The organism is Clostridium nigeriense (genome assembly GCF_900086595.1).
In the GTDB taxonomy this organism is placed as follows: Bacteria; Bacillota; Clostridia; order Clostridiales; family Clostridiaceae; genus Clostridium; species Clostridium nigeriense.
The window spans coordinates 3,113,078-3,139,787 of the sequence record NZ_LT575472.1 but is presented as its reverse complement, the minus strand read 5'-3'; the positions used below and the strand labels follow the sequence as shown (position 1 = coordinate 3,139,787).

General features: G+C 26.8%; 24 protein-coding genes, 1 pseudogene and 1 other annotated feature. Of the genes and pseudogenes, 24 read left to right on the top strand and 1 reads right to left on the bottom strand.

All coding sequences use genetic code 11. The annotated features are described in order from the left end of the window. Window positions 1–34: 34 nt before the first annotated feature. From BN6774_RS14735 to BN6774_RS14720, 4 genes are all read left to right on the top strand, one after another. Window positions 35–2,821 carry a sialidase domain-containing protein gene (locus BN6774_RS14735; protein WP_207644579.1) on the top strand — a complete coding sequence of 929 codons (2,787 nt, stop codon included), beginning with the start codon at window positions 35–37 and terminating at the stop codon, window positions 2,819–2,821. Window positions 2,822–2,852: 31 nt separating this feature from the next. Next, on the top strand, window positions 2,853–3,767 hold the full coding sequence (locus BN6774_RS14730) for a dihydrodipicolinate synthase family protein (protein WP_066895101.1): 915 nt from the start codon (window positions 2,853–2,855) through the stop codon (window positions 3,765–3,767). 207 nt (window positions 3,768–3,974) lie between these two features. Continuing rightward, window positions 3,975–5,813 (top strand): asparagine synthase (glutamine-hydrolyzing), encoded by a 1,839-nt coding sequence (gene asnB / locus BN6774_RS14725; protein WP_066895099.1) that lies wholly within the window; start codon window positions 3,975–3,977, stop codon window positions 5,811–5,813. A gap of 131 nt (window positions 5,814–5,944) precedes the next feature. Beyond that, complete coding sequence (locus BN6774_RS14720; protein WP_066895097.1) at window positions 5,945–6,799, top strand: magnesium transporter CorA family protein; 855 nt, start codon at window positions 5,945–5,947, stop codon at window positions 6,797–6,799. Window positions 6,800–6,888: 89 nt separating this feature from the next. Here BN6774_RS14720 and alr read toward each other — a convergent pair whose 3' ends face one another. After that, entirely contained in the window at window positions 6,889–8,046 is a 1,158-nt protein-coding gene (gene alr, locus BN6774_RS14715) for an alanine racemase (RefSeq protein ID WP_066895095.1), read from the bottom strand. A 121-nt stretch (window positions 8,047–8,167) separates the two neighbouring features. On the opposite strand from alr, the gene pdxR reads away from it, so the two are divergent. The 20 genes and pseudogenes from pdxR to BN6774_RS14630 all read left to right on the top strand — a co-directional run bounded on the left by pdxR (window position 8,168) and on the right by BN6774_RS14630 (window position 26,163). Then, window positions 8,168–9,562: a MocR-like pyridoxine biosynthesis transcription factor PdxR gene (gene pdxR, locus BN6774_RS14710; RefSeq protein WP_066895093.1), complete on the top strand. Its 1,395-nt coding sequence runs from the start codon at window positions 8,168–8,170 to the stop codon at window positions 9,560–9,562. Window positions 9,563–9,610: 48 nt separating this feature from the next. Continuing rightward, window positions 9,611–10,801 (top strand): pentapeptide repeat-containing protein, encoded by a 1,191-nt coding sequence (locus BN6774_RS14705; RefSeq protein ID WP_066895091.1) that lies wholly within the window; start codon window positions 9,611–9,613, stop codon window positions 10,799–10,801. 214 nt (window positions 10,802–11,015) lie between these two features. Further along, window positions 11,016–12,551, top strand: coding sequence for an ABC transporter permease/substrate-binding protein (locus BN6774_RS14700; RefSeq protein WP_066895089.1), 1,536 nt, complete (start codon window positions 11,016–11,018; stop codon window positions 12,549–12,551). Between the two features lie 11 nt (window positions 12,552–12,562). Then, window positions 12,563–13,345: an ATP-binding cassette domain-containing protein gene (locus tag BN6774_RS14695; protein ID WP_066895087.1), complete on the top strand. Its 783-nt coding sequence runs from the start codon at window positions 12,563–12,565 to the stop codon at window positions 13,343–13,345. Between the two features lie 129 nt (window positions 13,346–13,474). Continuing rightward, complete coding sequence (locus tag BN6774_RS14690; RefSeq protein ID WP_066895085.1) at window positions 13,475–13,969, top strand: DUF2975 domain-containing protein; 495 nt, start codon at window positions 13,475–13,477, stop codon at window positions 13,967–13,969. A gap of 13 nt (window positions 13,970–13,982) precedes the next feature. Then, a complete protein-coding gene (locus BN6774_RS14685) occupies window positions 13,983–14,189 on the top strand; it encodes a helix-turn-helix domain-containing protein (protein ID WP_066895083.1) in 207 nt (68 codons plus the stop codon). A 22-nt stretch (window positions 14,190–14,211) separates the two neighbouring features. After that, window positions 14,212–16,065 (top strand): DUF4153 domain-containing protein, encoded by a 1,854-nt coding sequence (locus BN6774_RS14680; RefSeq protein WP_084767055.1) that lies wholly within the window; start codon window positions 14,212–14,214, stop codon window positions 16,063–16,065. Window positions 16,066–16,164: 99 nt separating this feature from the next. After that, a complete protein-coding gene (locus BN6774_RS14675; RefSeq protein ID WP_066895081.1) occupies window positions 16,165–16,548 on the top strand; it encodes a fimbrillin family protein in 384 nt (127 codons plus the stop codon). After that, window positions 16,541–16,747 carry a DUF5412 family protein gene (locus BN6774_RS14670; protein WP_066895079.1) on the top strand — a complete coding sequence of 69 codons (207 nt, stop codon included), beginning with the start codon at window positions 16,541–16,543 and terminating at the stop codon, window positions 16,745–16,747. Before BN6774_RS14675 ends, BN6774_RS14670 begins: the two co-directional genes overlap by 8 nt. 212 nt (window positions 16,748–16,959) lie before the next feature. Further along, the gene (locus BN6774_RS14665; protein ID WP_066895077.1) at window positions 16,960–17,505 is read left to right on the top strand and encodes a GNAT family N-acetyltransferase; all 546 of its coding nucleotides are present in this window, start codon (window positions 16,960–16,962) and stop codon (window positions 17,503–17,505) included. 39 nt (window positions 17,506–17,544) lie between these two features. Further along, window positions 17,545–18,069, top strand: a complete 525-nt coding sequence (locus BN6774_RS14660) for a GNAT family N-acetyltransferase (RefSeq protein ID WP_066895075.1) — start codon at window positions 17,545–17,547, stop codon at window positions 18,067–18,069. Window positions 18,070–18,447: 378 nt separating this feature from the next. Then, window positions 18,448–18,549: pseudogene (locus tag BN6774_RS19105) on the top strand (class I SAM-dependent methyltransferase); the annotation flags it as partial. Window positions 18,550–18,551: 2 nt separating this feature from the next. Next, entirely contained in the window at window positions 18,552–18,689 is a 138-nt protein-coding gene (locus BN6774_RS18540; RefSeq protein WP_159426840.1) for a hypothetical protein, read from the top strand. A 298-nt stretch (window positions 18,690–18,987) separates the two neighbouring features. Continuing rightward, window positions 18,988–19,539 carry a GNAT family N-acetyltransferase gene (locus BN6774_RS14655; RefSeq protein WP_066895073.1) on the top strand — a complete coding sequence of 184 codons (552 nt, stop codon included), beginning with the start codon at window positions 18,988–18,990 and terminating at the stop codon, window positions 19,537–19,539. A 110-nt stretch (window positions 19,540–19,649) separates the two neighbouring features. Beyond that, window positions 19,650–20,051: a type VII toxin-antitoxin system MntA family adenylyltransferase antitoxin gene (gene mntA / locus BN6774_RS14650; protein ID WP_066895071.1), complete on the top strand. Its 402-nt coding sequence runs from the start codon at window positions 19,650–19,652 to the stop codon at window positions 20,049–20,051. Next, window positions 20,041–20,448 (top strand): type VII toxin-antitoxin system HepT family RNase toxin, encoded by a 408-nt coding sequence (gene hepT, locus BN6774_RS14645; protein WP_066895069.1) that lies wholly within the window; start codon window positions 20,041–20,043, stop codon window positions 20,446–20,448. Before mntA ends, hepT begins: the two co-directional genes overlap by 11 nt. A 66-nt stretch (window positions 20,449–20,514) precedes the next feature. Next, window positions 20,515–20,736: a binding site (T-box leader), on the top strand. A 55-nt stretch (window positions 20,737–20,791) separates the two neighbouring features. Then, entirely contained in the window at window positions 20,792–22,453 is a 1,662-nt protein-coding gene (gene gltX / locus BN6774_RS14640; protein ID WP_066895066.1) for a glutamate--tRNA ligase, read from the top strand. Window positions 22,454–22,711: 258 nt separating this feature from the next. Next, window positions 22,712–22,876 carry a hypothetical protein gene (locus BN6774_RS18660; protein WP_167349602.1) on the top strand — a complete coding sequence of 55 codons (165 nt, stop codon included), beginning with the start codon at window positions 22,712–22,714 and terminating at the stop codon, window positions 22,874–22,876. A 1-nt stretch (window position 22,877) separates the two neighbouring features. Next, a complete protein-coding gene (locus BN6774_RS14635) occupies window positions 22,878–23,444 on the top strand; it encodes an ATPase (protein ID WP_066895064.1) in 567 nt (188 codons plus the stop codon). Between the two features lie 457 nt (window positions 23,445–23,901). Continuing rightward, window positions 23,902–26,163 (top strand): hypothetical protein, encoded by a 2,262-nt coding sequence (locus tag BN6774_RS14630; RefSeq protein WP_066895062.1) that lies wholly within the window; start codon window positions 23,902–23,904, stop codon window positions 26,161–26,163. Window positions 26,164–26,710 lie beyond the last annotated feature (547 nt).

Below are 26,710 nucleotides of genomic sequence, written 5' to 3'. Positions count from 1 at the left end.
GACTGAGAATATAAATAAATTTGAGGAGAAGATTATGTATAATTTAATAAAAAGATCAATATCTACTATTGTTCTAACAACATTAGCTATTACTTCTTTACCTACTCATAGTGCATCAAGTCAAACTACAGCAGAATATAGTGCAAAAAAATATAATATAGAAAGTACAAAAAATATAGCAACTGAACCTTTCAATTTGGTACAAAGTTTAAGTGCTCCAATGTTAGAAAAAGAAAATGTAGAAATTTTAAGTGGAACAGTTTTTGATTTAACTAAAGAAGCTGCAGCTACATCAATTTTAAGTATGACAGAAGGTACAATAATTATTAAGTTTAAATCTAATAGTAATAACCAATATCAATCATTATTTAGTGTTTCAAATTCAACTACTGGTAATCAAGATAGGCATTTTCATATTTATATGACTCCTGATGGTAGCTTAGGAATGGAACTTAGAAACACTGATGCGGATTTTAAATACACAATGAATGTACCAAATGTTTTAAGTGTTGGAAAAGAGAATATTATAGCTTTTAAAGGAGATAAAATTTCAAAAGAGTATAAGTTATTTGCAAATGGTAAGCTTGTATCAACAATATCAAAAAATAACTTTAAGTTCTTTAATGATATTTTAGGTGCAGATAATATTTCTCTTGGCGGAACTATTAGACAAAAAAATATAGCATATCCATTTGTGGGAACTATTAATAAATTAAGTATATATAATTTAAACTTAACTGATAATGAATTAATTGAAGCAACAAATAATTCTAGTATTCCAAGTGGATTAATTATTGAAAAAAATAATATTAATATTACAGAAGGTAAAGGATATGATTTAAGCCAAGAGGTGGGGGCTGAATATGTAAAGGCCTTAGAAAAAGGTACAATCCTTGTTTCATATAAATCAACAAGCAGCAATAGTGTACAATCTTTAATAAGTATTGGTAATGGAACCAGCGGAAACCGAGATAGACATTTTCATATTTACATTACTAACACAGGTGAAGTAGGCATGGAGCTTAGAAATACTGATAGTGTATTGAAGTATACATTAGGTAGACCTGCAGCTGTAAGATCCATTTATAAAAATAATCTTGTATTCAATACAATTGCATTAAAGGCAGATCCAAGTACTAAGCAATATAAAATATTTGCTAATGGTGAATTACTTGCAACTTTAAGTGTAGATGTATATAAATTTATAAATGATATTACAGGTGTAAATAATATTATGTTAGGTGGAACCCTTAGAGATGGAGTCATAGCATATCCATTTGGTGGAACAATTGGAAGTGTTAAGATTTATAATGAGATATTAACTGATGATGTACTAAAAAATGAAACAGGAATAACATCCTATGGGAAAAATATTTTCTATGCAGGTGATAGCACTAAATCTAATTATTTCAGAATACCATCATTATTATCTCTAAGTTCAGGAACAGTTGTATCAGCAGCTGATGCTAGGTATGGTGGTACACATGACTCTAAAAGTAATATAGATATTGCATTTTCAAAGAGTAAGGATGGGGGAATAACATGGTTAAATCCAACCATACCATTACAATTTAATGATTATGTTGCAAAGAATATTGAATGGCCACGTGATTCTGTAGGCAAAAATGTTCAAATTCAAGGTAGTGCATCTTTTATTGATCCAGTTCTTTTAGAAGATAAGGAAACTAAGAGGTTATTCATTTTTGCAGATGCTATGCCGGCAGGAATCGGAAGCTCTAATGCATCAACAGGTTCTGGTTATAAAGATATTGCTGGTAAAAAATATATGAAACTAAGATGGCATCAGGACGGAAGTTCAACTTATAATTATTCCATTCGTGAAAATGGAGTAATATATAATGATGTAACTAACCTACCTACAGAGTATAAAATAGACGGAGAGTACAACTTATATAAAAATGGAGTAGCACTATTTTGTAAGCAATATGATTATAATTTTAGTGGTACTACACTTTTAGAAACAGCTACAAATGTAGATGTTAACATGAATGTATTTTATAAAGATTCTTTGTTTAAAGTTTTTCCAACAACATACTTAGCAATGAAATATAGTGATGATGAAGGCGAAACTTGGTCTAATTTAAATATTGTAAGTAGTTTTAAACCGGAGAACTCCAAGTTCTTAGTTTTAGGACCAGGTGTAGGAAAACAAATTTCAAAGGGACAATATAAAGGTAGATTAATTGTACCAGTATATTCAAGTTCATATGCTGAATTAGGATTTATGTATAGTGATGATCATGGATCATCTTGGAATTATGTAGCAGCTGATAATAGAAATACAGGATCTACAGCTGAAGCGCAAATTGTTGAGATGCCAGATGGATCTCTTAAATCATATTTACGTACAGGATCAGGAGTTATAGCAGAAGTTACTAGTATAAATGGGGGAGAAACCTGGAGTGAAAGAGTAACTGTGCCTAATATGCATACTACTTCATATGGAACTCAACTATCAGTTATTAACTATTCTGGATTGATTGATGGAAAAGAAGCAATTATTCTATCAGCACCAGATTCAACGAGCGCACGTAGGAATGGGAAAATATGGATAGGACTTATTAATGACACAGGTAATTCAGGAGTTAATAAGTATACTGTTGAATGGAAGTATTGTTATTCAGTAGATAGTGCAAATATGGGATATTCATATTCTTGTCTTACAGAATTACCTAATGGAGATATTGGATTATTATATGAAAAATATGATTCTTGGTCTCGTAATGAGCTGCATCTTAAAAATATATTAAAATATGAAACATTTTCAATTAATGAGTTAAAGCAGCCTATATCTAACTAGGATTAGTAGAAAAATATTAAGGAGAAAATATATGAGAAATTTAGAAAAATATAAAGGAATAATACCAGCTTTTTATGCTTGTTATGATGAAGAAGGGAAAGTAAGTCCAGAGCGTACACAAATGTTTACACAATATTTAATAGATAAAGGTGTAAAAGGACTTTATGTTTGTGGTTCTTCAGGAGAATGTATATATCAAAGTAAAGAAGAGAGAAAAGTAACATTAGAAAATGTAATGAAGGTTGCAAAAGGAAAAATAACTGTAATAGCTCATGTTGCATGTAACAATACTTCAGATAGTGAGGAGTTAGCTGCACATGCAGAAAGTTTAGGCGTTGATGCAATAGCTTCAATTCCACCTATTTACTTTCATTTACCTGACCATGCCATTGCAGAATATTGGAATGATATAAGTAAAGCTGCACCAAATACTGATTTTATTATATACAACATTCCACAATTAGCAGGAGTTAGTTTAGGAATGAATCTATATAAAGAAATGTTAAAGAACCCTAGGGTGATAGGTGTTAAAAATTCATCTATGCCAGTACAAGATATACAAATGTTTAAAGATGTATTAGGTGATAATAGTGTGGTATTTAATGGACCTGATGAGCAGTTTGTTGCTGGACGCATAATGGGCGCTGATGGAGGTATTGGTGGAACTTATGCCGTAATGCCAGAGTTATTCCTTGCAGCAGACAAAGCTTTAAATGAAGGAAATTTTAATAAAGCAAAAGAAATACAATATAAAATTGATAGAATTATATATGCAATGTGTGCTTGTCACGGAAATCTTTATGGAGTTATGAAAGAAATTCTTAGAGGTAGAGGAGTAGATATTGGTGGAGTTAGAAAACCACTAGCATCAATAACAGAAGAGGATAAGAAGCAAATAGGAATATGTAGCAAAATGATTGATGAAGCTATAGAAAGTTTAAATTAATATAATAAATAAGAATTCCTTCCAAGTTAAAATATAAGTAAAAATCCACTTATGAGAATTTCATAAGTGGATTTTTTTATATTAAATTATGATATTTATATAGCATACTTTTCATAAAAAATTCCTAAATGAGTATTATTAAATCACGATTGTCAAAAGATACTCATATAACTATAAATATAGGTTAACAAAGAAGGAAGGATAATTATGTGTGGAATAACAGGATTTATTAATTTTAATAAAAATATAAGAGAAGAAAATAAGATTTTAAAAGATATGACTGATACTTTAATTAATAGAGGACCAAATTCAGAAGGAATGTATGTATCTAATAATATTATGTTTGGACATAGAAGACTAATAGTTGTTGATCCAGAAGGTGGTAGTCAACCTATGAAAAGGTCGGTTAATGGAAAAGAATATGTTTTAGTATATAATGGAGAATTATATAATACTGAGGATTTAAGAAAAGAACTAATAAATGATGGATATAAATTTGAAGGATATTCAGATACAGAAGTTTTACTTTTATCATATATAAGATGGGGAATAGAGGCTATTTCTAAATTTAATGGAATTTTTGCATTTGCTATTTATGATGAAGATAAAAGACGAGTTGTTTTAGCAAGAGATGCTATGGGAGTTAAACCATTATTTTTTAGCTATAAAAATGATACTTTTATATTTGGGTCAGAAATTAAAGCATTATTAAAACATCCATATGTTGAGCCAATTGTAGATAATGATGGATTAACAGAATTGTTTGCACTAGGACCTGCTATTACTCCAGGTAAAACATTATACAAGGATATAGAAGAAGTTAAGCCAGCACAATATATAATTGTTAATGAAGATGGAATAAAAAAGGATATGTACTGGAAGCTTAAAGCAGAAGATTTTAAAGAAAGTGAAGAGGAAGCAGTTGAACATGTAAGAGAGCTTCTTGTGGATTCTATAAAAAGACAACTAGTAGGTGATGTACCACTTTGTACTTTTTTATCAGGAGGACTAGATTCTTCAGCAATTTCTGCTATTGCAGCACAGGAATATAAAAATAAAAATAAAATATTAACTACTTATTCAATAGATTATGAAGACAATGATAAATATTTTAAATCATCATTATTTCAGCCAACATCTGATCAGCACTATGCAGAGATAATGGCTAAGTATATAGGGAGTGATCATAGGACTGTAGTTCTAGATCATAAAGAGTTAGTAACTGCTTTAGATAATGCACTAATAGGAAGAGACTTACCGGGAATGGCAGATGTGGATTCTTCACTATATTTATTTTGTAAAGAAGTTAAAAAGGATTTTGTAGTTGCATTATCAGGTGAATGTGCAGATGAGTTGTTTGCCGGATATCCATGGTTTACTAATGAAGAAATGATAAATTCTAAAACTTTTCCTTGGTCGAGATTTGTAAATGATAGAAAAGAAATATTAAGTCCTGAATTAAAAAACTTAAAAATAGAAGAAGCAGCTAATTCAGCTTATATGGATACTTTAAAAGAAGTTCCACATTTAGATAGAGAAAGTCCTAAAGAATATAGAATGAGAGAATTATTTTATTTAAACTTAAGATGGTTTATGGTAAATTTGCTAAATAGAAAAGATAGAATGAGTATGGCAAATAGTTTAGAAGTGAGAGTACCTTTTGCTGATTATAAAATAGTAGAATATGCATTCAATATTCCATCAAATATAAAGATTTTAAATGGAAGAGAAAAAGGGCTACTAAGAAAATCCTTAGAAGGAATATTGCCAGAAGATATAATATACAGAAAGAAGAGTCCTTATCCAAAGACACATAATCCAATATATACAGATTATGTTTGTAATATAATGAATGAAATATTAGAAAATAAGACATCACCTATTTTAGATATAATAGATAAAAATAAAATTAAGGAAATAGTTGATACAAAAGGAACTTCATATAAAACACCATGGTTTGGACAGCTTATGACAGGACCTCAAATGATTGCATATTTGATTCAAATTAATAACTGGTTAAAATATTATAAAGTAAAATTAGTTTAAAATTGAATAAGATATAAAAATAAAAAGTTAAGTATCTAATTATAAAATTCTTAACTTTTTATTTTTGATTATGAGAAAATATTTTATTCCTTTATAATATAAGTAGGATTTTTTATAAGGGGTGAGGGAAAATGATAACTTTAATATTATCAAATGGTAGCATAATAGAGAGTAATGATATAGATGAAAACCAAAAAGATGTTGTTGGATACCTATATAACTCAAATAATATAAAAAAGATAGAAGATAAGAAGTTTAATAATATTCATAAAGATATAGTGATAAAAAATAAAGATATGATATTATTGAGAATACCTATTTTAGTTGAAGGTGAAAAAATAGTAATAGAGGCAATAATAGATGAATCAAAATTTATAGTAAATTATAAGAATGATACTTTAATTGAATTCTTACAAGAAAAAATAACATTACATGATAAAATAGATAAATACATGGTATGCCTATTTCTATTTCAATATTTTTCTTATATGTATAATGAAGAGCTGTTAGAGCTAGAAGAAAAAGTAGATGACTTATTTCAAAGTGCAGTTTATGAAGGAGAAGCAGATAATAAAGAAATATTAGAAATTAAAAAATCAGTATCATTAATAAAAAGATATACAACCTACTATAAATCAATGATAACTTATTTAGATGATGAACTTGGCAAATTAGATACATATAATAAGGTTCTATTAGTCTTGGATAATACTATAAGTTTAGTAGAAAATATTGAATCCTCAATTTTTTCATGTATAGATGTGTATAATTCAGAGCTATCTAACAAAATGAATAAGACAATGCAATTATTAACTATAATAACAGTCTTATCACTACCACTTACAATAATATCAGGGATCTTTGGAATGAATTTCGAAAGCATGCCATTATTACAAAATAGATATGGATTTATTTTATCAATGATTTTTACAATAGGAATAATAGTAATAGAAATGTTCTATTTTATAAGAAAGAAGTATATATAAGATTGCGAAGCAATCTTATATATTGATAATGGATAATTGATAATGCATTATGCATTATCAATTATCCATTGTAAAAATGTTCGCATTTTTTACATAAGGTATTTAATATCTAGTATTTTATTATCTTTAATATATACTCTAGGAGCTCTTCTTCCTATTAGACAAAGAACTTCATAACTAATAGTATTTAGTATTTCTGCCATGTCTTCTGCATCAAACTTTACATCACCATCAGAACCTAAAAGAATAACTTCATCAAAGGCTTTAACGCCTTCTATATCAGTAACATCAATCATAAATTGATCCATACATACGTTTCCTATTATAGGAGCTAATTTACCATTAATTATAACTTTTCCTTTATTAGAAAGACCTCTTGAGTATCCGTCTGCATATCCAACAGGCAATGTAGCAACTACAGTTTTTCTATTTGTCTTATAATTTTTCCCGTATCCAATATATTCATTTTCATCCACTTCTTTAAGATGAATTATTCTAGTTTTCCAAGTTAAAACAGGCTTAATATTAAAATCCACAGTATTAACTTCGTTAGAAGGATAATAACCATATTGTATTATTCCAGGTCTAACATAGTTATAATGGCTTTCTGGAATATCTATTATAGCTGCACTATTAGAAAAGTTCTTCTTTTCTATAGATACATTTTTTTCTTTTAATTTATTTATTATTGAATTATAAATATCCATCTGTTTATTAGAATAACTTTTATCCTTTGAATCAGCTGTTGAAAAGTGAGAAAAAATGCTTTCAATTTTTAAATTGCTCAACTTAGAAATATTAACTATATCATTAATATCATTGTCTGTATTTCTAAAGCCTATTCTACCCATTCCAGAATCTATAGCAATATGAACTTTTACTTTTTCATTCATTTCAATAGCTCTAGAATTCAATTTATTTGCAAATTCTAAAGTCGAAATTGTTGGTTCAACTTTATATTTTATTAATGAATCAATTGCATAATCTTCACTTATTCCAAGAAGCATTATGGGAGTATCAATATTATTTTCTCTAAGTTCTATAGCTTCCACAATATTTGCAACTGCAAGTTTTTTTATATTACAACTTAGTAAAGTTTTAGAAATTTCAACAGCTCCATGACCATAAGCATTAGCTTTTACAACTCCAATTATTTCACTGCTATGAGATTTTTTCTTTATTTCCTCAATATTATTTATTAAGTTATTTAAATTAATTTCTGCCCAAATTGGATGTAATAAATTCATACTAAAACTCCTTACTATCATTGACTTCTTAATATTACCATTGATAATATTATATACATAAACTGAAACTTTGATAAGTATCAGTTTTAATAAATTTTATGGTATCAGATTGGGTGATAAAATGGATATATTAACAATAAATCTAGATTCTAAAAGTAATGTTCCACAATATATTCAACTTTATAATTTTATAAAGGTAGAAATTCAAGGGGGAAAATTAGAAGCTAATAGTAAATTACCATCAAAGAGAAAATTATCTAAGCATTTAGGGGTTAGTCAAAATACTATAGAAGCAGCCTATGAGCAATTAAAGGCAGAAGGATATATAATTTCTATTCCTAAGAAGGGATATTTTGTTTCAAAACTTCAAGGAGTTGTGAAAATAAATAATGCTAGGGAAGATAAAAAAGAAAAATCAAAGTTAAAAAAACAATATAAGTATGAATTTTATTCGAGCAGAGTAGATTTAGAGAGCTTTCCTTATTCTATATGGAGAAAAATAAATAAGGATATTATTAATGAAGAAAATAAAGACCTATTGCAAATTGGGCATTCTCAAGGAGATATAGACTTAAGAGAATCTATATTGAATTATTTGAAATTCTCAAGAGGGGTTAATGCCAGTGTAGATAACTTAGTTATAGGTTCAGGAAGTGAATATTTAATTCAAGTTTTAATAAACATAATTGGTAGAGATAAAACTTATGGAATAGAAAATCCCGGGTATTATAAGATAAGAAAAATATTAAAGTTAAATGGTATAGATTCAAAGGCAATTCCAATAGATGAACAAGGTATTAAGATAGAAAATTTAAATGTTAATAATGTTGAAGTAGTTCATATAACTCCATCCCATCAATTTCCAACAGGGGTTATTATGCCAGTAAACAGGAGACTAAATCTTTTAAACTGGGCTGAAGAGAAAAAGGGAAGATACATAATCGAAGATGATTATGATAGTGAATTTAGGTTTGAAGGAAAGCCCATACCAGCATTACAAAGCTTAGATAGTAAAGGAAAAATAATTTATTTAGGAACATTTTCAAAATGCTTTTTTCCATCTATAAGAATTGCATATATGATATTACCAGATGAGTTAATGAAAATTTATAAAAAAGATTTCAGTTTTTTAGCATGTACAGTTTCAAGGTTTTCTCAGCAAGCTTTACTGAAATTTATTAATGAAGGTTATTTTGAAAGACATTTAAATAGAATGAGAAATATATACAAGAAAAAGAGAGAGTTTTTAGTTACATTGATAAAGAAATATTTACCTAAAACGGAGATTATAGGAACTAATTCAGGACTTCATTTACTGCTAAAGGTTAATAATGGAATGAGTGAGTTAGACCTTATTAAAGCTGCTGAAGAAAAGAAAATAAGAATTTTAGGTTTGTCTAACTCTTATTTCAATAGTTCAAATGACAAAAGTACTGTTTTCTTAGGCTATGCAAGTTTAAAAAATGAAGAAATGGAGAAAGCCATTATTTTATTAAAGGAAGCTTGGAATTTATAATAAAAAACTGTAAATAATATAGGTAAAGTGATTTAAAGGAGAATAACTATGGCCTATATTAATTTTAAAGAAGAAGTTTCTGTAGCTAAAATACAGTTTCAAAAAAGAAGAAGTAATAATAAAAAGATATTTGAAAATTTATTAGAAAGTAAGGATGTATATTCAGAATATATTCCAAATGAAAAATATAGTTTTAAAGAGCATAAAGAGTTAGTTTTAGGTGGAGGTCATCCAAAGAAAGAAGATGAGTTCCAAGAATTTAAGGACTTAGATATAATTTGTGCTAAGTTTATTAAATGTAGATTTTCTAGTGTCAAATTTACTAACTGTAGGTTTGTAGGTTGTTACTTTGAAAATTGTGACTTTATGGGTGGAGGAACAGTATTTCAGGACTGTGTTTTTATTAAAAAAGATAGTGATGAAAAGCCAAATTTAAATAAAGAGGATAATTTCTCTTGTGAATTTAATAATTGTAGTATATATGCAAAGTTTATAAATTGCACTATTGAATATATTATTTTTAATAGTTGTAGTTTAAAGAATACTAATTTTGAATTAAGCGATATGAGTAATGGAATGATATTCGATTCAAATTTAGATATGATTATAATTTCTGATACAGATTTATCAGGAATGAAAATAGTAAATACATATATAGAAGATTTAGAGTTCAGGGATAAATATAAAAGTAAGATGGATGAAAAGACATTTATAGATAAAATTCAATTTAGAAAAAAGACAAGAGATGAATATGAAGGTATCTATACAGTTTATGAGAATATTGCAGATAAATTTAAGGACAATAATTTAAATAATAATTTTGGAGAATACTATTTTTTATGTAGAAAAACTCAGAGAAAAGTTCTTAAACCATTGCCTAAAATTTCATCTACCATAGGATTGTTAACTTGCGGATATGGAGAGAGACCTGTTTATGCCATTTATTTTTCTTTATTTATAATATTATTATTTTCAATTTTATATTTGTTTTTTGGAATAAAGGTAGATGAGGAAATTATTACATATAGCAATAATATTAACAATGTATTAAACATAAAACAATTTCTTAAAGATTATAATGAAGCTTTAAATTTAAGTACTGGAATGTTTGCAGGTGTAGGTCTTAATGAAGCACAACCTTCTCCAAGATCTTATATGTTAAGTAATATTGAAATGTTAATAGGTGTTTTAATGATGGGGGTTGGAATAGGAGCATTAGTAAAGAAAATTGTAAGGTAGATTTTGATTATCAGTATCATTTAAGATACTATGATACTAAAAAGTACCTACTTAACAAATTTTTCTAATAAGGATAACATTATAATATAATTAATTGCATACAATTAAATTAATTGAGATAAGAGAGGAAATGTTATGAATTTAGAAAAATATTTAAGTAAGGTAGAAATATCAAATAATAATTTATTAAAAAATAATAGGAGAGACGCTTCAATTGATTAAAGATATTATGTTTCAGTTAATAGATAAGAAAGGATTTTTTATAAATCTTTTATTAGAACATTTACAAATATCTTTAATCTCAATATTTATTGCAACTATTATAGGATTACTTTTAGGAATTCTAATTAGTGAATATGAAAAAAGTTCAAAATTAGTTCTTGGAATAATAAATTTTATTTATACAATTCCATCAATATCATTATTAGGTTTTTTAATTCCTTTATCTGGAATAGGAAATACTACTGCTATTATAGCATTAACTATTTATGCTTTATTACCAATGGTACGTAATACTCATACAGGTATAACGAATGTAGATAAAAAGGTACTAGAAGCAGCAGAGGGGATGGGAAGCACTAATTTTCAAATATTATATAAAATAAAACTTCCTTTAGCCATGCCGGTTATTTTAACTGGTTTGCGTAGTATGGCAACTATGACTATAGCTTTAGCAGGTATTGCATCTTTCATTGGTGCAGGAGGTCTTGGAGTTGCTATTTATAGAGGAATAACTACTAATAATACAGCATTAACTATAGCGGGAAGTTTACTTATTGCTATATTAGCAATAGTAGTTGATTTCATATTAAGTATTTTAACTAGAGGATTAAAAAATAATAGAAAAAATAATAACTTAAAATGGATAGCTTTAGTACTAATATTAATTATGTTTATTCCTTTAGTTGGAAGAATGTTTACTAAAAAAGGTTATTCAAAAGTGATAAATATTGCAACAAAGCCTATGACAGAACAGTATATAATAGGCTCTATGCTAAAGCAGATAATTGAAAATGGAACAGATTTAGAAGTAAATATAACTCAAGGTGTAGGTGGAGGGACATCTAATATAATGCCTGGAATGGAAAATAAAGAATTTGATATGTATCCCGAATATACTTCAACAGGATGGAATATGGTCCTAAAGCGTGAGGGAGTATATGATGAATCAATGTATGAAGAATTGAAAAAAGACTATTTAGAAAAATATAATTTTGTATGGGAAGGAATATTTGGGTTCAACGATTCTTATGGACTAGCTGTAAGAAAAGAAATAGCTGATAAATATAATTTAAAAACATATTCGGATTTAGCAAGAGTATCTAATGATTTGACTTTTGGAGCTGAATATGATTTTTATGAAAGACCTGATGGGTATGATAGCTTTGTAGACACTTACGGATTTAAGTTTAAGAATACTATAGATTTAGATATTGGATTAAAGTATTCTGCTATAAATGAAGGAAAAGTAGATGTAATGAACATTTTCACTACAGATGGACAACTTTCTGTTTCTGATGTTGTAGTGTTAGAAGATAATAAGCAATTTTTCTCATCTGCAATGGCAGTTATGGTTATAAGAGCAGAAGTGTTAGAAGAATATCCTGAATTAAATAAAGTTTTAAATGATATAGAAGGAATTTTAGATGATAGCACTATGGCTTATCTAAATTATCAAGTTGAAACAGAAGGTAAATCTCCTGAAGATGTTGCTAGAGAATATATTTTAGATAAAGGTATTATAGAATAGGAGGTTATGAGATGGAAGAGATAATTAGATTTGATGATGTCAAGAAGAGCTATGGAGAAAAAACTATAATAGAAAATTTTAATTTATCTATTGAAAAGGGAGAGTTTCTTACTATTATAGGTAGTTCAGGATGTGGGAAAACTACAATATTGAAGATGATTAATGGATTAATCGAGCCTGAGTATGGAAATATATTTATTAAAAATAGAAATATAAATGAAGAAAATATAATAGATCTCCGAAGAAATATAGGGTATGCAATTCAAGGAGGAGTTTTATTTCCACATATGACTATTGAAGAAAATATTTCTTACGTTCCTAATTTATTAAATAAGAAAAATAAAGAAAAAACTAAGGAAGCTGTTAAGAAATGGATATCTATAGTGGGTTTAGAAGAAGATATGCTTGAAAGATACCCAGATGAGTTGTCTGGTGGGCAACAACAAAGAGTAGGAATTGCAAGAGCTTTAGCTGCATCCCCTGATATTCTATTAATGGATGAACCTTTTGGAGCAGTAGATGAAATTACAAGAGGTCAGCTTCAAGAAGAAATTTTAGATATTCATAATAGAACAGGAATAACAATAGTATTTGTTACTCATGATATTGCAGAGGCAGTTAAATTAGGAACGAAAGTTCTTGTTATGAATGAGGGAAAAATAGAGCAATATTCATCTCCTAAAGAGATGCTAAAAAATCCTAATACTGATTTTGTAAAAGCTTTGGTTTCAAGGGAGAGAAAATTTTGTAACCTATCTGAAGAAGAGGAATGTAAATATAGTAATGCTAATTGATAAAATACCATAGAGATTTTCTCTATGGTATTTTAATATTTCAATAAAAATATATTGTTTTTCGATAAAAATATCTTGAAAAAGATTAAATTGAATGATAATATATAATTAAATGATAGGAGGGAGTTTATGGAACTAAAGGATGAGAAAAAGTTATCTAAGATATTATCAATTATTCTTAATATTAGTATTATTTTTGGGATAATTCTTACAGTGATACTTGTCTATGACACTTTTATTAAAAGAGGAATACAAGATATAATAATTGATAAAGGGCTAATAACGATACTGTTAGTAGTAGGAATTGGAAATTTATTTTATATAGTTTTTAAGTTAAAAGGAATAATTAATACTTTAATTAAAGGAGATCCATTTGTTAGATCTAATGCAGTAGCTTTTAAGAAGATATCTATATCATGCTTAATAATATCTATGTGTTATTTATTAAATTTAGTTTTAAATTCTAATTTTAAAGCATTTAAGTTTATTTATGTAGATAATATGGGAATTCATACAGATATGGAAGTGTTTATTTTCTTGTTTGCATCTGCCTTTATATATATTTTAGCTAAGGTATTTGATAGAGCTGTATCCTTTAAAGAAGAAAATGATTTAACTATATGATAAGGAGAATAACATGAAGATAGTTGTAAATTTAGATGTTATGATGGCTAAGAGAAAAATTTCATTAAATGAGTTAGCTGAAAAAGTAGGAATAACTAATGCAAATCTTTCTATATTAAAAAATAATAAAGCAAAAGCAATAAGATTTTCAACTCTAGAGGCAATTTGTAGAGAACTTAATTGTCAGCCAGGAGATATATTAGAATATGTAAATGAATAGTGAAATATAGTGGAGGTGTAATATGGTCAATGCTGTATCTTTAGTTTTAATGAAAGGAGATAAGATTCTTTTATTAAATAGAGAAAAAAATAGACTACCAGTTATTGCGATGAGAGATGGAGAAACCACAGAAAAGTGTATTGAGAGATGGACTAAGGATAATATAGAAATTGGAGCAGCAAAATTAATAAAAGATGATAAAAGTATTAAGGTAGAGAATTATAATATAAACTTAATTTTTATAGATGGAAGTAATTCAGAAATTAAAATATTAAATGAAGATTTAATATTTGAAGATTGTACTTTTACATCTAATATAAATAAGGTAGAAGAAGAGTTAATAAGGAAGATAATAAGAAGGTGCTGTTCATTAAATTACAAATCTTTTGCTGTAGAGTCTTTAGCAAAGGCATATAATATGAGTAATAAATTTCAAGTTAAAAATTCTTTTATAGAATTTGAAAAAGAAAAAATGAATAATAATAAGGCTATAAGTCTTATAGCTTTATCATTAATTATAGGAGCATTATTTTCTATTTTTGTATTTAATTATTATGGAATTTCAGTTCCAATTATAATATTATTACTTATTATAACTTTTGTTAAAATAGTTGGTATTAAAAATAGAAGTATATTAGGATTTTTCTTTGTGATTTCTAGCTTAGTACTTTCAATAACCTATGGTATTTTTACTAATGAGCTATTTAGAACATTAAATTTAGTGATTATTCCCATTAGTTTATTTTCAGGATTTTTATTATTAACTTACGATAAAATTCCATTTAAACTAGCAACTTTTATAACGGCGTTTTTAGAGTTAATAGTTGGTCAATCTATAGAAAACACTTCAAAGCTTTCAGTAGAAGTTAAAGAAAGGTTTGGGAATATAGAGGGAGACAAGAAAAATGGATATATAAAATATGTAATTAAAGGTATGTTTATTTCTGTTCCTTTAATTATAGTTTTATTAATGTTACTTTCAGGGGCAGATGAAGTATTCAATTATTATTTATCAAATATTTGGGATTATATTAATATAAGGAATGTCTATGATTTTATTATTAGAGTTGTATTAACTATTATTCTTATGTTTTTAATTTATGGATTAAATTATGGATTATCATCAACTAAAGTTATAAAGGTAAATAATAAAAGTCTTAACAAGACTTTTAATTCAACAACAATAATAACAGTATTGGTGTCAGTAATCTTAGTGTATTTAGTATTTACAAAAATTCAAGTATCCTATCTATACTTAAATAAAACTTTGCCAGTAGGATTTAGTTTTTCAGAGTATGCAAGAAAAGGATTCTTTCAATTAGTATTTTTAGTATTTATAAATTTAGTTACTATAATGACAATTAAATTAAAAACAGAAATAAAGACTTTAAAATCTAATAATATTTTAAATACTATGTATAGTATAATTACTATTTTAACTTTAAACATGGGGGTATCTGCAATATATAAAATGAATTTATATATTGGTGAATTTGGATATACAAGACTTAGAATATTAGTTCAAGCTTTCACCTTATTCCTATGTGTATCACTAATACTACTTCTTGTTTTTATATGGAGAGAAAAAGTTTTATTTAAGCCTATTATAATTACAGCTATGGCAATTTATATAGGATTAAATTACATGAATATAGATAATTTCATAGCAAAAGAAAATATAAAGCTAATAGAAAAAAGAGCAGAAATAGATTTATGGTATTTATCAACTCTTTCCTTAGATGCAAAAGAAGCTCTTAGTGAAGGAAGAAAAAATGGTTTAGTGAGTAGTGAATATTATAATATTTGGGCTAATAAAAGAGTGTTAACTGAGCATTGGTATGAGTATAACTATATGAATGAAAATATATTGAAGTAAAAAAATAGGCTGTCTAAGGACAGCCTATTTAAATAAAAGCCTTTATTTATTATAGTACACATTAAAAGAAAATATTAATATATTAGGGGTGAATAATTTATGAAAAGAAAAATTAATAACATATTTTTCAGCTTAGTAATTTTATTATCAATTCTTATTGTAGGATGTTCTATAAAGAATGAGTCTTACAATTTGTTAATTACTAATAATAGTGGAGAAAATTTTAAGAGTATTGGATTTCACAAAAAACATAGTTCAGGGGGTGTTTCTAATGCTGATAATAGTTTTATAGAAGCTGGAGATGAATTTAAAATATATATGGAAAGTGATGAGTTTAGCCTAAATGTTATTGATACCTATGGTAATGAAATTATGAGCCAAAAATTTAATGCAGATTTTTCCAATAATAAAAATAAGGTTTATAAAATTTCCATAGAAAAAGATTTTTCAGGAAGTTTAGAGTTTATCTTAAGTGATGAATAATTTTAATCCTATTGTACATCAAAGAGTAGGTATAGTGGAGGGAAGAGTATATGAGAAAAACAGAAATGGTGAAATTAAAAATATTTATTGGCAATATAATTGCAAAAAAGCAGATTTAGAGTGGTTAAGTGATGAAGTCATAAAAATTAATGGGGTTAAGTTAAATGTAAAAAAAGAAATCTATGATTATAGAAGATGATTATAGATTTCTTTTTTATAATATAATATTATAATACTTATGACAATATATGTTATAATTTCAATAAAAAACTAATAGGCTTAAGTGGTATATTTGAGGGAATATTGAATGGATGGTTTATCAATTATTAGAAGAAGAGTAGGTTTTGTATTTATTTTTGTAGGAAGTTTATATTTTTTCAATAAGAAGAAAGGAATAAAAGGGGGAATAAAATGAAAGAGACAATTACTGATAGGTTAGTTATAAGGCCTTGGAATATTAGTGATAGTAGTGATTTATATGAATATGCTCAAAGCAAATTAGTTGGTCCAAGCGCTGGATGGAAACCGCATAAATCAGAAGATGAAAGTAAAGAAATAATAAAGAGGTTTATAAGGTGCAATGATTCATATGCAATAGTTTTAAAGGAAGAAGGTAAAGTAATTGGAGGGATAGGATTACATAAGAGAAAACCAGATGTTTCTTTGAAAGATTTAGAACAAAGAGAAATTGGATATGTTCTCAATCCTAAATATTGGGGAAAAGAGTATATTCCAGAAGCAGTAAATGCATTGGTTAATTATGGGTTTACTCAAATGAAGTTGGATTTGATTTGGTGTGGTCATTATGATTTTAATAATAACTCTAAAAGGGTTAATGAAAAATGTGGTTTCAAATATAAATTTACAAAAAAAGAAAGGTTAGAAAGATTAGATAATATAGAAGTTAATGTGCTATATTACAGTATTTCTAAAAATGAATATGAAAAAAATTTTTGATTTTATATAATGAATATAGGCTTAGGAGGTATTTGAGAAATGGAAATAAAATTAATAAAACCAACTTTAGAATATTCTAATGATATTATGGAATATAAAAAAGAGTTTTTAAAATCTGGAGATAATATGGCTGGATGTGGAAATTTAGGAGAATGCTCTACAGCTGAAGAGTGGATTAATGAAAATGAGTTAAGGGAAAATAGTAAAACTGTTCCATCGGACAAGGTTAGTTCTAATGCCTATATAGCAGTAAGAATGGCGGATAATAAAATTGTGGGAATGATTAATTTTAGGCATCATATTAATCATCCTATACTTAGTACATGGGGAGGGCATATAGGATATTCTGTTCGACCATGTGAAAGAAAAAAAGGTTATGCAAAAGAAATGCTTAGACAAGTTATTATAAATTGTAAAAGTTGTGGATTAGAGAAGATACTTGTAACTTGTAATAAGGACAATATGGGAAGTAAAAGAACCATAATTGCTAATGGAGGATTATTTGAAAAATATATTGAAGTAGATGGTGATGTTATAGAGCGTTATTGGATAAATTTGCAATAAAGAGTTAAAGTTTTTATCTTTTATTAGAAATATAGTGGGCTTTGTATTTATATTTTTAGGTATGTTATCTTTCTTTTCATAAAATAATTATCAATCAAATATTAGATTAAAAATATTTGAGAAGGTGGAGGAAAGAAAATTGAAGTAGCTGAAATTAATATAACTTATGAAAAAAATATGGGGGTATACGAAGGACATTTTTCGGATAAAGATTATGATTTAAATATAAATGAAATAGAAGAGAAAATAATCAAAATAAAGTAATTTAAGTAATAGAAATTTTCTAGTTGGAGTTGTGCTTAAGCCATCCTTATGTGGACAAAAACTAGGATGTACAATAATGTTTCATTTCAACAAATTGATATACAAGATATTAACTTTCCAGATGAAACTTTTGATGTTATTATTGCTAATCATATGCTTTACCATATTCCTGACTTGCAAAAGGCATTATATGAAGTGAAACGTGTGCTTAAGACTGGATGAAATCCACAATATCTATAGCAAGTTATTCAGAAAAGGATATTGATGGATTATTTGATTATTTTGAAGAGATAAGAAAAAAACATGGAGTAATCAATATTGAAAAAGAGTGTGGTTTATTTATTTCAATTAAATAATTATTATAAGCTAAGTCTGGCTGATGGTGATTCGGTGAAGCCTTATGAACCGCTGTATTAACTTATAAATCAGTTTTTTCTTCAAATATACATTTTTATATTTCACCTATAGTAGATAGAAGAGGAATTTCAAAGGATAATTGGTTTCTAAATTGAGATAGTATTGGAATTGTTATGAACGAAGTGGTTAAAATAGGTAGTTATTTTGAAGATAAAATAAAAAAGTGGGTTTAATGTAGTTCGTAATCTTAAAGTTAAATTAATTAACTAATAGAAAAAGGGGGAGGGGGTAAAAACCATGATTATTGATAAGAAAGAAATTATATTAAAAAACGGACAAAAAGTATTACTTCAAAGTGCAACAGAAAAAGATGCAGAGATGATTTGTAATCATCGTTATATTACTTCTTGTGAATCATATTTTATGGCAAGATATCCGGAAGAAATAAGTTTAGATATAGAAGGAATGAAAGAAAGGTTAGTTTCTACTGAAAAGGATGAGAAGGATTTTACAGTTACTGCTTTTTTAGATGGAAAAATAATAGGAGATGCAGGGGTTACTAAAATTAGAAATCACATGAAATATCGTCATAGAGCATATTTTGGAATTTCTATTTTGAAGGAATATTGTAATCAGGGACTTGGAAAATATATATTAGATATTGCATTAGAACAGGCTAAGAAGAATGGTTTTGAACAAGTTGAATTAGGGGTATTTGAAGATAATCTAAGAGCAATACATTTATATGAAAAATGTGGATTTAAAAAAGTGGGAATTCAACCAAGAGCCTTTAAGCTTAAAGATGGTACTTATAGAGATGAAGTTCAAATGGTGAATATTTTCAATTAATATGTATTTTGGTTTATTTTGACTATGAAAAAGAAAATTTATAGTATAAATCATTGTTGAAAGTGTTATAATTACATTAAAGTGGACAATACTTTAATTGAGGTGAAATAATGTTTGAAGATAAGTTAAGGGAAGCTATTCAACTGTTATTAGAATATAATCCCATTATTATATATTTATTTGGATCTGCAAGTAGAAACGAGTTAAGAGAAGATAGTGACATTGATATTGCATTTTTATCTAAGGAAGATATTGATGAATATGATGTGTTTATGAAAGCACAAGAACTTGCTGATATTTTTAAAAGAGAAGTAGATTTAATTGATATTTCAAAGTCATCAACAGTATTTAAAGCTCAAATCGTAGGAAATGGAAAAGTTATTTATTGTTCAGATGACAAAGAAAGAATGTTTTTTGAGATGCGTGCTTTTAAAGAATATGTTTTATTTAATGATGAGAGAAAATGTATTATTAAAAAGATAAAAGAAAGAGGTTATATCTATGGCAAGTGATGTAATTTTAAACAAAGTAGATACTATAGAAAGATGTATAAATAGAATAAAGGAAGTTTATGATAACAATCCAGAAAATTTAAATGATTATACAAAACAAGATTCTATAGTACTAAATATTCAAAGAGCGTGTGAAGCTTCTATTGACTTAGCTATGCATGTTATTTCAGAGAAAAAATTAGGAGTTCCACAAAGTAGTAGAGATGGTTTTGAAGTATTAAATAAAAATAATTTAATAGATGACAAATTAACTAAAAATTTAAAAGCCATGGTTGGTTTTAGAAATATAGCCGTACATGACTATAAAAAAATTGAAATAAAAATTGTTCAAATGATAATTGAAAAGCATCTAAATGATTTTCAAGAGTTGATATATTATATGAATAAATTAATATAAAAGAAAAGCATAAATTATTTACAAAGGGGCAATGTAAAGTTATAATGTTACTGATAATAAATGAATATATAGGCTTTGAAAGAGAAAAGTATATAGTAATTTAATTTAAAGAGATCTAGGGAGGGTGTAATCCTAGAAATTAAACCTATAGAAAGAAGCTCTGGAGCTATAAACTGAAAAAACATTTTGTAATTAGGTTTATGGGATTCTTCCCTTAAAAAGAAAGAGTGGATTAATTTATATTAATCAACTTAGGTGGTAACGCGGAATATGTCTTTCGTCCTAAGGTTTTTTAGGATTAAAGACTTTTTTTATTTTTAAGCAAACGAAAGGATGTAAAATTATGAGTTTTGAAAAATTAGCTGAATTAATATTTCCTGAAATTGATAAGACACCGGAATATTACATTGAAAAATATCCAAAGAGAAATTTAAAAGAAGGTGCAGTAGTTTCAAGATATGCTCCATCTCCAACAGGATTCCAACATATAGGAGGAGTTTTTGCGGCATTAATTAATGAAAGATTAGCAAGTCAAACTGAAGGTATTTTCTTTTTAAGAATAGAAGATACAGATCAAAAAAGAGAAGTTAAAGGTGCTATAGAAGATACTATACAAACTATGCATAACTTTGGAATGGATTTTAATGAAGGTATGACTGGTGAAGATTCATCAAAAGGTGAATATGGTCCATATAGACAAAGTGAGAGAGCTGAAATATATAAAACTTTTGTAAAAGACTTAATCAAAAAAGGTTTAGCTTATCCAGCTTTCGATACTCCTGAAGAGTTAGCAGAGCTTAGAGAAAGACAAACGGAAGCTAAGATAACTCCAGGATATTATGGTGAATATGCTAAAGATAGAAATTTAACTGAAGAAGAATATATTGAAAGAATTAATAGTGGAAAAGACTATGTAATAAGATTTAAATCACCAGGAAACAGTGAAACAAGAGTTGAGTTTTCTGATTTAATAAAAGGTGATATAAGCTTCCCAGAAAATGTTCAAGATGTAGTTATAATAAAGGGAGATGGGCTTCCAACTTATCACTTTGCTCATGCTATAGATGATGCATTAATGAGAACTACTCATGTAATAAGAGGAGAAGAATGGTTATCTTCATTACCAATACACGTACAATTATTTGATACTTTAGGTTTTGAAAGACCAAACTATGCTCATATTCCAACAATAATGAAAAATGATAATGGATCAAAGAGAAAGTTATCAAAGAGAAAAGATGCTGAAGCTGCTGTATCATACTATAAAGAGGTTGGATACCCAGTTCAATCAGTTATTGAATACTTACTTAACATAGTAAACTCTACATTTGAAGAATGGAGAGCTGAAAATCCTACAGTTGATTATCATGACTTTGAAGTAGCTTTAGATAAAATGAGTAAATCAGGAGCTTTATTTGATATAGTAAAATTAAATGACGTAAGTAAAGAAGTTATTTGTAAGCTAAAAGCAGATAAGGTTTATGATTTATATACTGAATGGGCGAAAGAATATGATAAAGAAATGTATGATTTAGTAACTTCAAATGAAGCGATGTCAAAGGAAATCTTTAATATAGATAAAGAAGGTCCAAAGCCAAGAAAAGACTTTGCAAAATGGGATGAAGTAAGAGGAAAAGTTGATTATTTCTTTGATGAATTATTTAATAAAGAAACAGCAGAAAATGTTGAACTTCCAAAGACTTTAAGCTTAGAAAATGCAAAAGAAATAATAAAAGTATACAAAGATAAATTTAACTTTAATGCAGGAAGCCAAGAAAACTGGTTTGAAGATTTAAAGGTTATTGGAGCAGAACTTGGATATTGTGCAAATAGAAAAGAATATAAAGCAAATCCAGATGCATTTAAAGGAATGATTTCTGATGTTGCTGGAGCTGTAAGAGCTGCATTATCTCATAGAAGCAATACTCCAGATCTTTATACTATTATGCAAATATTAGGCGAAGATAAAGTAAGAGCTAGATTTGAAGCCTTTTTAAATATATAAATATAAAAAAATTGAACTATCTTAATGGTAGTTCAATTTTTTTAGCTATATTTTAATATAGTGTTAATAATAAAATATATAATAAAAACTTGAACTTTAAATAATAACTATATTTTATCCGCGGAAGTCTATATTTTTTACTTACGATAAGGTGAAGCATATCTATGGAGACCCAAAATAAAAAGAGATTAAGTTTATTATTTTTTAGGTTTGGTATATAATAATATATAAATAGGATTTCATTAGGAGGAGTTTGATATGGAAAATAAAGATAATAATTTATATGATATTTTCATCAAGTATTCTTATAGTGAATTAAAAGATTTATTTAAAAAGGCAAAAACAAAAGAAGAACAAGATTTTTATATGGCTTTATCAAATTTAGTCCTACAAAAAGAACAAGAAAAGATAATAGGTCAATAATATGCCGACATATACAATTTTTGCTGGAGTTAATGGTGCTGGAAAAACTTCAATATATAAATCTATTTATTATAATGAAAATAAAGAAGAAAATAGAATAAATACAGATGAGATGGTAGCTAGGATTGGTTCTTGGAAAGATACTAATCTTCAAATGAAATGTGCAAGAGAAGCAGTTAAATTAATAAAACACTATATTTTAGATGGTATATCATTTAATCAGGAAACCACTTTATCAGGAAAAAGCATAATAAGGAATATAAAGTTTGCAAAAGAAAATGGTTTTTATATAGTTATGAATTATATAGGTGTAGAAAATCCTAATGTTGCAAAGGAAAGAGTTAAGATTAGAGTAAGTAAAGGTGGTCATGGGATACCAGATAAGGATATTGAAAGAAGATATTATGATTCTTTAAATAACTTGCATAATGTAATTACAATATGTGATGAAGTTAATATATTTGATAATACAGATGTATTAAAAGAAGTTATATATTTTAAAAATGGCAAGCTAATATGGCAAGATAAAAAAATACCAAATTGGGCAAATAATATACTGAAAAAATAGCTAGTAAAACAATAAAAGTTTTACTAGCTATTTTTGTAATGAAATATTATTAAAACTTGAAATTGAAATAATGTTAATTATATTGTATATGGGAAAGGCTATTTTTTACTGGAATTTAAAATTATATTATGAAATATAGAGATAATATTACTTCACACCTAGTAGTTATATATTTTTTTAGTTAATCGTAGACATTATAGCAGAGTAATATATACAATAAGTAATTACATGATTTGAATAATCTTGGATATTTTAAAATTAAGGATATGGGTATAGAAAATAAATGGTATAATTATCAAAACAACGTTATTTAACGAATTATAAATGGTTTTTAGGACATTAGGAATTTATAAAATTAATAATAGAAGATTAAATAGCGAGCGGGAATTACTAGAAAGTAAATTTGTAAAGAATTTAGTTCTAGATAATTTGGTAAGTAATTTGAGGGAGATAGATTATGAATAACTATTTTGAACATGAAGAACAGGTAAAATATGTTGATGGGTTATTAACAAATAATCAGGATTGGCAATGGATAATTAAATATATTGAAGAAAATTTTACACTAGATGATGTAAGTAATTGGGTGGAGTTTCAAACTCGGGACCAAAATTTACGAGAAGTTTTATTACATTTTGTTAAAATAGTAGAAGTATGTAGAACTGTTCCTAAAATTAAAAATAAAGTTTGTATGGATTTATATATTCTTGCGAAGTATTATAACGGAATTATAGAACAAGAAGAATGTAAAGCTTGTATAACGACAGAATTTGGACATGCGCTTTATTTTGTAATATGGATTACAAAGCTAGAAAATCAGGATAATAAAACAAAATATATTGTTGATTATAGATTATTACAACAAAAGAATTTTTGGGATTTAATTAATATGGACTCTTTCGAATTGTATAAAGAGGATATATATGCATTAGCATCAGATATAAAATTACCAGGATTTGAAAATGCAATGAAGAGTCTTAGTGATAATATTGAAAATAAATATTATGAATATAATGGTGAATTTGTAAAGAAGAACAAAGAAAGAATTTTATCAGGTAATGCTTTTAATTTTCGTCACATAGAAATGGAGCCTTTTATTACATGGCAAGAAGAATATGTGAAGGATATGTTACAGATATCTATAAGAGATGGTAAATTAGTGCCAAGATTTTCAGATGGAGTTACAACAACCCCAGATTTTACATTATGGACAGAAGAGGTGTTAAGTAAAGTCCAGAGTTATTTTAATTGTGAAGAGATAGATTTCGTGGTTGAAACAATACGTTTAATTAAATTTCGTAAAGTTCCAAGCAATAATACAATTATTCTACATTGTAAATTACTTAGCGATATTATTAAGAATACTGATAAATCATTTAAAATACTAAGAACTTCTTCTTTTGAGGTTATATCATTTTTATTTAAGGAGAAAATGATGAAGGGTGTTACCCAAGAAGAAGCGTATATAGAATTTCTAAAATTAATTCACTATATAACTGAACCTAAAATATTAGATAAAATTATAAATGCAGGTATTCCTTTAAACAAGGAACAGAAGGACTTGCTTAGAATGTTTTATCAAGAAAAATATAAAAAAATAGAGGAAATAGTGAACATTTCAGAACTATCACAGTATTTAGAAGATGAAGACATTCCAAAACAAATAGATAATGAATATTATCTACTAACAGTAAAAGCATTTGAAAGATATATAGAGCCTTGTAACGGAATTGAAATTGCAGATTTATTTTATAATTTTATGGTATTTTTAATTAATGTAAATGCTACAAATCAAAATATTGATAAGAAACTAATTAAACAACATATGATTTTTACTCAACAATTATGGGAAGAAAAGTATTATAAAGAGCAGTGTAGTAATTTGCAAAGATTTAAGTATACTACTTCAGTAGAAACAAAACAAGTAGAATTATATAATGACCAGATTGTAAGAAATCCAATTTTTGCAGCTAAGAATTGCATTAGTGCTGATAAAGAGTCTATATGCAATATTATGGAGGCGGTATCTGAGCATGCAATTATGTATTTGTTTTCTTCAATTTCACTGACTCCTGTATATCCAATTAAAATTAATGGAGTAAACTGTGACAAACATGATATTGATATTATGTTAAGGAGCATAATAGATGAGATAAATGAAACAATGGGTTATAAATTCCGAAATCGTTTGGAAACAGATATATATTTAACTGCTGTTCATGAAAGATATAAGAATAATGCCAATACTATTGCAGGGCTATTTACAAAAGAAGAAGAAGTATATAAGTTTATTTCAGAAGAAACTAAATATGAACTTATTCCGTATGAATATAACCTTAAATTAGCACATTTGACTCAGTTATTTCCTATTTTAGAAATTAAAATAAGAGAGTTAGGTTCCCTTACAGGTATTGTACCTTTCAAAGAAAACTTAACTAATTTTATGCAATATAAAGATCCAAGTTCGGTGTTAAGAGAATTATTGCAGGAAATATATTCTGAATTGAATGGTTTTGAAAATGTTCCAGATTTGTTATTTGTATATAACTTTATGTATAATGGTAATTCACTAAATATACGAAATGAATGTATGCACGGAAGAGATTACTTATCAGGTAAAAGACTAAAATTTGCTTTTAAAATGACATTACTCGCTATATATATGGTTATTTTCAGAATTAAAATAATAGAAGAAAATAAGGAAGGTAATGGTGTTTAAAAACTATTTTGGATATGATATATATAGTTTTATTTTTCTATAAGTAATATTAAAAATGACAGTTAAAACTTTAATTTGTGGTTATTTATGTATATTATTTTCCTTTAACAATGTTTAAAATAAAATTAGAATTTTACAATTAACTAACTAGAACATAAGAATAAGAGTTGAAAACCTTACTTAATAATGATACGGAGAAGCGTATCTGTGGAGAACCAAAATTCAGAGAAATGTTTAAAAGTGAGAGTTTAGGCCAATGATATTAAATATGTAGTTACTTTATGCTATAATTAAAGCCTTATTAATATAGTAATAAAATTAGATTTAATATGGATAAACTGAAGATAATGAAGTAGATAGTGGAGGTCATAAAGTTGATTAATGAAAATAGTAACTTCGAATAAGAAATAGCATAGCTGAATTTTTGGTCTTTACATCATAAAATAAAGAAAATTTTCTCGAAGTATTAGTATTAGATGATAACGTGTGGTTAATTCAAAGTATCATATAAATATCGGCTTTTTAATTTAGAGTATATAAAATACTG

Bases quoted from the DNA above. Each gene is read 5' to 3' on its own strand.
- BN6774_RS14705 (WP_066895091.1), top strand. From the start codon at position 9,611: ATGGCCTATATTAATTTTAAAGAAGAAGTTTCTGTAGCTAAAATACAG.
- hepT (WP_066895069.1), top strand. From the start codon at position 20,041: ATGGCAAGTGATGTAATTTTAAACAAAGTAGATACTATAGAAAGATGT.
- asnB (WP_066895099.1), top strand. From the start codon at position 3,975: ATGTGTGGAATAACAGGATTTATTAATTTTAATAAAAATATAAGAGAA.
- BN6774_RS14665 (WP_066895077.1), top strand. From the start codon at position 16,960: ATGAAAGAGACAATTACTGATAGGTTAGTTATAAGGCCTTGGAATATT.
- gltX (WP_066895066.1), top strand. From the start codon at position 20,792: ATGAGTTTTGAAAAATTAGCTGAATTAATATTTCCTGAAATTGATAAG.
- alr (WP_066895095.1), bottom strand. From the start codon at position 8,046: ATGAATTTATTACATCCAATTTGGGCAGAAATTAATTTAAATAACTTA.
- BN6774_RS14695 (WP_066895087.1), top strand. From the start codon at position 12,563: ATGGAAGAGATAATTAGATTTGATGATGTCAAGAAGAGCTATGGAGAA.
- BN6774_RS14675 (WP_066895081.1), top strand. From the start codon at position 16,165: ATGAAAAGAAAAATTAATAACATATTTTTCAGCTTAGTAATTTTATTA.
- BN6774_RS14685 (WP_066895083.1), top strand. From the start codon at position 13,983: ATGAAGATAGTTGTAAATTTAGATGTTATGATGGCTAAGAGAAAAATT.
- pdxR (WP_066895093.1), top strand. From the start codon at position 8,168: ATGGATATATTAACAATAAATCTAGATTCTAAAAGTAATGTTCCACAA.
- BN6774_RS14720 (WP_066895097.1), top strand. From the start codon at position 5,945: ATGATAACTTTAATATTATCAAATGGTAGCATAATAGAGAGTAATGAT.
- BN6774_RS14655 (WP_066895073.1), top strand. From the start codon at position 18,988: ATGATTATTGATAAGAAAGAAATTATATTAAAAAACGGACAAAAAGTA.
- BN6774_RS14670 (WP_066895079.1), top strand. From the start codon at position 16,541: ATGAATAATTTTAATCCTATTGTACATCAAAGAGTAGGTATAGTGGAG.
- BN6774_RS14735 (WP_207644579.1), top strand. From the start codon at position 35: ATGTATAATTTAATAAAAAGATCAATATCTACTATTGTTCTAACAACA.
- BN6774_RS14730 (WP_066895101.1), top strand. From the start codon at position 2,853: ATGAGAAATTTAGAAAAATATAAAGGAATAATACCAGCTTTTTATGCT.
- BN6774_RS14680 (WP_084767055.1), top strand. From the start codon at position 14,212: ATGGTCAATGCTGTATCTTTAGTTTTAATGAAAGGAGATAAGATTCTT.
- BN6774_RS18660 (WP_167349602.1), top strand. From the start codon at position 22,712: ATGGAAAATAAAGATAATAATTTATATGATATTTTCATCAAGTATTCT.
- BN6774_RS18540 (WP_159426840.1), top strand. From the start codon at position 18,552: ATGAAATCCACAATATCTATAGCAAGTTATTCAGAAAAGGATATTGAT.
- BN6774_RS14660 (WP_066895075.1), top strand. From the start codon at position 17,545: ATGGAAATAAAATTAATAAAACCAACTTTAGAATATTCTAATGATATT.
- BN6774_RS14635 (WP_066895064.1), top strand. From the start codon at position 22,878: ATGCCGACATATACAATTTTTGCTGGAGTTAATGGTGCTGGAAAAACT.
- BN6774_RS14690 (WP_066895085.1), top strand. From the start codon at position 13,475: ATGGAACTAAAGGATGAGAAAAAGTTATCTAAGATATTATCAATTATT.
- mntA (WP_066895071.1), top strand. From the start codon at position 19,650: ATGTTTGAAGATAAGTTAAGGGAAGCTATTCAACTGTTATTAGAATAT.
- BN6774_RS14630 (WP_066895062.1), top strand. From the start codon at position 23,902: ATGAATAACTATTTTGAACATGAAGAACAGGTAAAATATGTTGATGGG.